The 494-nt window shown below is 46.0% G+C and carries 1 protein-coding gene; it reads right to left on the reverse strand.

The features are described from left to right. Positions 1-70: 70 nt before the first annotated feature. Positions 71-494 (reverse strand): methyl-accepting chemotaxis protein (locus BCT81_RS04485; RefSeq protein WP_241908158.1); only part of this gene is annotated, 424 nt, incomplete at its 5' end.

The following is a 494-nucleotide window of genomic DNA, read 5'->3' on the forward strand; positions in this document are numbered from 1 at the left end:
CTTATTATATAAACCGTGTTCGCTATGTTTTCAATAAGCGAGGCTCTAAATAACAGAGACAGAAAGTTAGCTAGGTTCTAAATCGATTCACTTGGTTTTCTAAGTGATGAGCAACTTCGGTTAAGTCGCTCGCTGCGCCAGAAATGCTGCTTACAGACTCTTGGTTGCTCTGCGCGATGGTATTGGCACCTTGCGCGTTTTCACCCAGTGACTTGGTCAAGCAATCTTGCTCATCTACAGATACTGCAATTTGGCTGTTGGCCTGATTCAAATCTTGGATGTGTTGGTTAATCACATGTAAGTTCTGAGAAGCTTGTTGTGCCTGAGTTGAAGCATCGGAAACCGTGCTGTGACTCTCTTTGATTGACTCTAGTGCGTCTTTGGCACCACGTTGTAGCGAGGTGATGAGCTCATCAATCTGGCTTGCAGAATCTTGGGTACGCTTAGCGAGAGTCCTTACTTCATCGGCTACGACGGCAAATCCTCGGCCTTGT

It is taken from the genome of Vibrio sp. 10N.261.52.A1 (genome assembly GCF_002876325.1).
In the GTDB taxonomy this organism is placed as follows: Bacteria; Pseudomonadota; Gammaproteobacteria; order Enterobacterales; family Vibrionaceae; genus Vibrio; species Vibrio chagasii.